At 31.1% G+C, this 6,213-nt stretch carries 7 protein-coding genes; 6 read left to right on the top strand and 1 reads right to left on the bottom strand.

Annotated features, from left to right (window positions below; translation table 11 throughout):
• Positions 1-649, bottom strand: a 649-nt coding sequence (locus Q326_RS0111935) for a hypothetical protein (RefSeq protein ID WP_026895604.1), incomplete at its 3' end; no start/stop codon positions are given.
• A 158-nt stretch (positions 650-807) separates the two neighbouring features.
• Here Q326_RS0111935 and Q326_RS0111930 point away from each other — a divergent pair.
• The 6 genes from Q326_RS0111930 to Q326_RS0111905 all read left to right on the top strand — a co-directional run bounded on the left by Q326_RS0111930 (position 808) and on the right by Q326_RS0111905 (position 6,166).
• A complete protein-coding gene (locus Q326_RS0111930; RefSeq protein WP_026895603.1) occupies positions 808-1,158 on the top strand; it encodes a PadR family transcriptional regulator in 351 nt (116 codons plus the stop codon).
• The gene (locus Q326_RS0111925; RefSeq protein ID WP_245592102.1) at positions 1,148-2,425 is read left to right on the top strand and encodes an FtsW/RodA/SpoVE family cell cycle protein; all 1,278 of its coding nucleotides are present in this window, start codon (positions 1,148-1,150) and stop codon (positions 2,423-2,425) included. Before Q326_RS0111930 ends, Q326_RS0111925 begins: the two co-directional genes overlap by 11 nt.
• Before the next feature lie 52 nt (positions 2,426-2,477).
• The gene (locus Q326_RS0111920; protein WP_026895601.1) at positions 2,478-3,278 is read left to right on the top strand and encodes a mechanosensitive ion channel family protein; all 801 of its coding nucleotides are present in this window, start codon (positions 2,478-2,480) and stop codon (positions 3,276-3,278) included.
• Between the two features lie 219 nt (positions 3,279-3,497).
• The gene (locus tag Q326_RS0111915; protein WP_026895600.1) at positions 3,498-4,325 is read left to right on the top strand and encodes an ABC transporter permease; all 828 of its coding nucleotides are present in this window, start codon (positions 3,498-3,500) and stop codon (positions 4,323-4,325) included.
• 1 nt (position 4,326) lies between these two features.
• Positions 4,327-5,109, top strand: a complete 783-nt coding sequence (locus tag Q326_RS0111910; RefSeq protein ID WP_026895599.1) for an ABC transporter permease — start codon at positions 4,327-4,329, stop codon at positions 5,107-5,109.
• Between the two features lie 13 nt (positions 5,110-5,122).
• Positions 5,123-6,166, top strand: a complete 1,044-nt coding sequence (locus Q326_RS0111905) for an ABC transporter ATP-binding protein (protein WP_026895598.1) — start codon at positions 5,123-5,125, stop codon at positions 6,164-6,166.
• Positions 6,167-6,213: the final 47 nt, after the last annotated feature.

Genomic DNA, 6,213 nt, shown 5'->3' with positions numbered 1-6,213 from the left:
CATCATTGAATGCTATAAATACTAATTCTTTATCCTTTTCAATATTATTTACGATGGCTGAGTTTATATCTTTATCAGTATATCCCCTTTCTTCTTTAAGGTAGGCAATTACTTCTCTTTTTGCCCTAGGCACGCCACTATAACTTTCATCAAATACCATAAACATACCTACTATCAATATGGGTACTATTATCATAAATATAGCAAGGGCATATGGATTTTTACATTGACCATTATCCATCTCGTTAAATATTTTTTTAATATAGTGTATAGCTAGTATTATTAACCATATATGTGAAAGAGGAGTTATTAACATATAATTGATAGATAGAAAAGAGAAAAAAGAAATTATTATTGCAAATGTAATTTCCACGTAGATGTGGATTTTTTTTGTATCATCTAATTTTTCAATTACTGTAAGGAAAAAACCATAAGATAAGGCTATAAGTGAAAAAATAAAAAAATCCTTTAGACTTCTAGTTTCTTGGTATCCATAGAATAATAATAGCCCAATAAAGCAACAGTACATTATTATGTTTAATATATACTTTTTAGTACCTTCGATGGGGGTGCCTCTTTTTTTATTATGGCTTATATAAAACGATATGGATAGACCTATAATTAATAACAATATATAAAAATATAACATAATAACATCCTCTCTATATTAAGAAATACTATCTCTATAATATCATATCTTATTATCCAATGAGTATGTAATATAATCTTTGACTTTTTGAAAATCTTTACATATAATAATACATAGAATAACAATGCATAGATTTACTAGGTAAAAGGAGTGAGTATATGAAGATAAATAAAGAGTTAATCAAAGGAAGCACAGAACTTCTGGTTTTGAGTCTATTAAGGGATGACAGTATGTATGGATATCAAATGATAAAAGAGTTGGAGCAGAGATCCGAAGGGACATTCTCCTTTAAAGAGGGGACCCTATATCCAATACTCCATAATCTAGAGAATAAGGGCATGGTAAAGTCACGATGGGATAAAGGTAATGGAAATAGAAAGAGAAAATATTATGAATTGACTAAAAAGGGAAAAAAGAGTATGAATGAAAAGAAAGAAGAATGGAGAGTATTCAAGTGCGCAGTAGATAAAATGGTATGGAGGGATTCCAGTGGACTTGATGAGATATAAAAAGGTAAGGGACTATATCAATGGGGTCTTATTGCAGATTAAGTTTAGAGATGCCCATAAAGAGATAGAGACAGAATTATTAAACCATTTAGAGGAAGGGATAGAGGAATCGATAGAAAAGGGAGTAGATGTAGAAAATGCTATAGATATAGCTATTGGAAATATGGGCGATAATCATGCATTGGGTAGAGAACTTAATATTATACATAGACCTAAAATAGAGTGGAGTATTTTATTGTTGACTACAATGATGGTCTCCTTAGGTATAGTGGCTATGTATTTTATAAGTACAACATTAGAGATATCAGATATCTCAGTAGATTTAGTGAAAAATACTCTGGTTACCATATGTGTAGGAGTTATATTGATATTAGGACTATATTTTTTTGATTATAGAAGAATTAAACCTCTATCTATCCCCATATATATAGGGACTTCAATTCTTCTTTTATTGTGTAGTAATTTTTGCATATCCAATGAAATAGTATCCATAGCACCATTTTTGTATGCAATATCTCTTGCTGGTATATTTGCCAATAGAAGTTGGAAACCACGGGATCTGATATATAATATGGATTTTTTGCTGTTACCCTTTGCTTTTATATTGATCCATAGACAAATGACGTGGATTGTAATCTATTTTGCAGTATTTGTTTCCATATTAATTTTTTCAGGGGGTAAATTTAAATATATTTTTGCCACACTAGGGGCTGGTATATTAGTATTTATATTATTTTTCATGAATGAGTACTATAGAATTGCAAGAATATATGCATTTTTAAATCCTGAAAAATACAGTGGAGGGGCAGGGTATATTAATATGCAAATCAAAAATATATTGAGTTCCACTGGAATCTTAGGAAACAATATAAATCAATGGCTTATCCCACAAACCCATACAAATTTTATTTTTCTATATATATTGTATGCCTTTGGATGGATAGCAGGGATTGCTGTAATATCACTGATAGCCATGTATATATTTAGATTGGCATACACAGCCAAAAAGATTACATCCAATTATGGAAGACTTATGGTTATCAGTTTTGTGTCTATATTAACTGTACAATTTATATATAATATAATGATGGTATTGGGATTGGCACCTATAACGGGATTCACATTACCATTTATAAGTTATGGCAGGATTCAATATATTATAAATATGATGATGATAGGGTTGATTTTAAGTATATATCGGAGAAAAAATCTAAGTGATGATCTTTCATTATATAATAGTGTAGACATAAAAAAGGCAAATAAATAGTTTTGAATGGGGTATATATTATAAAAATATATTTACTAGAGGAGTGTTAGAATTGGATATAATTTCAGTGACTGTATTATTAAATTTTGGAATGAAACTATTATTTGCATTACTGGTATTATTGATAGGATTAAAAATTATAAAATATATATCTAGACCAGTAAAAGATGGGTTGGAAAAAAGAGATGTAGATCCATCTTTGAGGCCGTTTTTATTGTCTCTATTAGATGGAGTATTGAAAGTGTTGCTATTTATTACTATAGCTTCCATGTTGGGAGTGAAGATGACATCTTTTGTTGCTATAGTGGGTGCCGCCAGTTTAGCGGTTGGTATGGCGTTACAAGGTAGTTTGTCTAATTTTGCAGGCGGGGTGCTAATACTTTTACTAAAACCCTTTAGAGTAGGAGATTATATAGAGGGGGCAGGTTATTCAGGAACAGTGGAGGAGATTCAGATCTTCTATACCCACCTCAAGACACCAGACAATAGACTTATAGTTATACCAAATGGAGATCTTTCTAATAATAGCATAGTAAATTATTCATCTAAATCAGAGAGAAGGGTGGATTTAACCTTTGGAGTTGGATATGACAATGACATAGATAAGGTTAAAAATGCCATAAGAGAAGTAATAGATAGTCACGAATTAATAATGAAAATACCAGAGCCTTTTATAAGGGTAGGCTCCCATGGAGATAGTTCAGTAAATTTTGTGGTTAGGGTGTGGACTAAAGCAGAAGACTATTGGACTGTACATTTTGACCTTTTAGAGATGGTCAAAAATAAATTTGATAAAGAAAAGATAGATATTCCATATCCCCATATGGATGTAAACATAATGGGAAATAAATAAATATTTTAGTATAGAATAATGAGAAGATAGGATTGAGCTGTTTAAATTTGAACAGATTTCAATCCTATTTTTATTTAGACATTTACAATCTTGACTTAATAGAGAACAGGTGCTATACTATAATAAAATTATGAACAATAACATATAAAAATTATAAAAATGTTCGTGATTAATACAAAAATTGTAATTAAACAACAAATTTAACAAAGGAGATTTATCATGAAAGGAAAATGGTCTTATGTATTGTTAGTACCAGGTCTAACTATAATTGTGGTATTTCTTATAATGCCCCTTATTTATACTATATTTCCCACTTTATTAGGGGGAGAGGGTGTAACATTCCAAGAGTATATCAAGTTTTTTAAAGACGAATATTATATGCAAATATTTATGAGGACTCTTAAAATAGCATTGATTACTGCCTTGATAACTATAATTTTTGGATTGCCTGTATCATATTTCATTTCTAGGGCAAACAAAAAATTTCGAGGGATATTAATAGCGTGTACTGTATTTCCGTTACTTACAAACTCAGTGGTGAGATCTTTTGCTTGGATGACTATATTGGGTAAGAATGGCATAATAAACAAGGTGCTTATGGGACTTAATATCATATCTGAACCATATAAATTGTTGTATACAGAGTTTGCCATAGTAGTGGGTACAGTATATTTGTTTTTGCCCCTGATGATAGTTTCATTAGTGGGTGTTATGGAAAACATAGAATACGATTTATTAGAGGCGGCGGAGAGTCTAGGTGCCAATAGGATTGTGGCATTTTTTAAGGTTATATTCCCATTGAGTGTGCCAGGGCTTATTGTGGGAACAGTATTAGTTTTTACAGGAGCATTGACGGCCTATACTACTCCACAGCTATTGGGAGGAAATAGTAATATGGTATTATCCACATTGGTGTATCAGAAGGCTATGACATTGGGAGACTGGACCAGTGCCTCTGTGGTAGCCACCATAATGATATTTACTACCCTTACTATAATTGGTGTTATAAATAGATTGGCATCGAAGCTTAATGAGAGGGGGGTATAGCATGAGACATAATAAATGGTTATTAGCCTTTGTAATATTGGTATATATGTTTTTATTTGCTCCAATGGTAATAATAGTAATTACGTCCTTTGGACCAGATAATTATATAGCATTTCCACCTAGAGGATTTAGCATGAAATGGTTTGTAAATATATTTAATTCTGAAATGTTTATTCGTACATTTAGTATAAGTATTCAGGTGGCAGTTATAGCTACTTTATTTGCCCTTATATTGGGAGTTCCTGCTGCTTATGCATTGAGTAGATTTGATTTTAAAGGAAAATCTATAATAAAGAATCTGTTTTTTTCTCCTGTTATAGTACCAGGAATAGTTTTTGGTTTTGCACTTTTTAATTTTATAATAATAAAAATGCGACTTCCCATATATACCAGTTTGTTGATTGGACATACAGTGGTAATTATCCCCTATATAATCAGGGTTATATCATCGAGCTTAGACAATTTTGATTATTCAATAGAAGAAGCGGCAGTGAGTTTGGGAGCCAGTAAGATAAAGACATTTTTTATCGTAGTATTTCCCAATATAACATCCAGTGTTATAGCTGCTTTTATGTTGGCATTTATAAATTCATTTAATAATGTACCAGTATCTATATTTTTAACAGGACCGGGTGTGAGTACCCTTCCTATACAGATGATGAGTTATGTGGAATATTATTTTGACCCCACAGTATCTGCATTATCAGTATTATTAATGCTTATGACTATAGGAATTATGTTTGTTGTGGAAAGAACCTTGGGATTAAGTTATTTTTCAAAATAATGGAGGTAAAAAGATGTCTTTATTAAATTTAAAAGATATAACAGTATCTTATGATGGCAAGACTAATGTATTAGAGAAACTAAATTTAGATATAGAAAAGGGAAAATTAGTGTCCCTATTAGGACCCAGTGGATGTGGAAAGACTACGACATTAAGAGTGATAGCAGGATTCATATCGCCAAGGAGTGGAAAGTTTATATTTAATGAAGATGATTATACTAAAATTCCTGTACATAAGAGGAATTTTGGATTAGTATTTCAAAGCTATGCCCTATTTCCTCATCTAACTGTATCTGATAATATAGCCTTTGGTCTTAAGATGAGAAAAGTAGATAAAAATAGAATAAAGACTGATGTGGAAAAGATATTAAAGATTGTGGATTTAGAGGGATATGGAGATAGATACCCAGGAGAACTTTCAGGTGGTCAGAGACAAAGGGTAGCATTGGCTAGATCTTTAGTAATTAAGCCAGATTTATTGTTACTAGATGAACCCCTAAGTAATCTAGATGCTAAATTAAGACTGAAGATGAGGGTGGAAATAAGAAGACTCCAACAAAAAATGGGGATAACTACTGTATTTGTTACCCATGACCAAGAGGAATGTTTTTCTATATCTGATAAAGTGGCAGTGATGAATAAAGGAGTAATAGAACAATACGATACACCAGAAGTTATTTACTCTTATCCATCTACAGAATTTGTTGCTAGATTTGTTGGATTTGAAAACTTTATTAATCTCAATAGAGTAGATAGAGATTTATATCAATCGGATTCGGGACATAAATTCATAAGTGAGTATCAAATAGCAAAAGATAAGACTGATATTATAGGCACCATAAGACCTGATGATATAAATATAGTTCGAGAAGTGCAGGGAGATAAAAATATAATTAATGGCAAGGTATCAGTTAGGACATATCTAGGAAAAGAATATCAGTATTCTGTAGATACAGATTTAGGTGCTATTATAGTAAATGGAGATAATGATCACAAATATAGTCAAGGTGATGAAGTGAAACTTCATTTGCCTTCTAATAAATTAGTATTAGTTTAGTAGTTAGTATTCTAATTATTTTTAACCATTTATGAGGAGGAGAAAAG

The organism is Clostridiisalibacter paucivorans DSM 22131 (genome assembly GCF_000620125.1).
In the GTDB taxonomy this organism is placed as follows: domain Bacteria; phylum Bacillota; class Clostridia; order Tissierellales; family Clostridiisalibacteraceae; genus Clostridiisalibacter; species Clostridiisalibacter paucivorans.
The sequence above is the reverse complement of the archived record's forward strand: the minus strand, read 5'-3'. Positions and strand labels throughout refer to the sequence as shown.

Coding starts and splice junctions, on each gene's coding strand:
- Q326_RS0111930 (WP_026895603.1), top strand. CDS start 808: ATGAAGATAAATAAAGAGTTAATCAAAGGAAGCACAGAACTTCTGGTT.
- Q326_RS0111925 (WP_245592102.1), top strand. CDS start 1,148: ATGAGATATAAAAAGGTAAGGGACTATATCAATGGGGTCTTATTGCAG.
- Q326_RS0111915 (WP_026895600.1), top strand. CDS start 3,498: ATGAAAGGAAAATGGTCTTATGTATTGTTAGTACCAGGTCTAACTATA.
- Q326_RS0111910 (WP_026895599.1), top strand. CDS start 4,327: ATGAGACATAATAAATGGTTATTAGCCTTTGTAATATTGGTATATATG.
- Q326_RS0111905 (WP_026895598.1), top strand. CDS start 5,123: ATGTCTTTATTAAATTTAAAAGATATAACAGTATCTTATGATGGCAAG.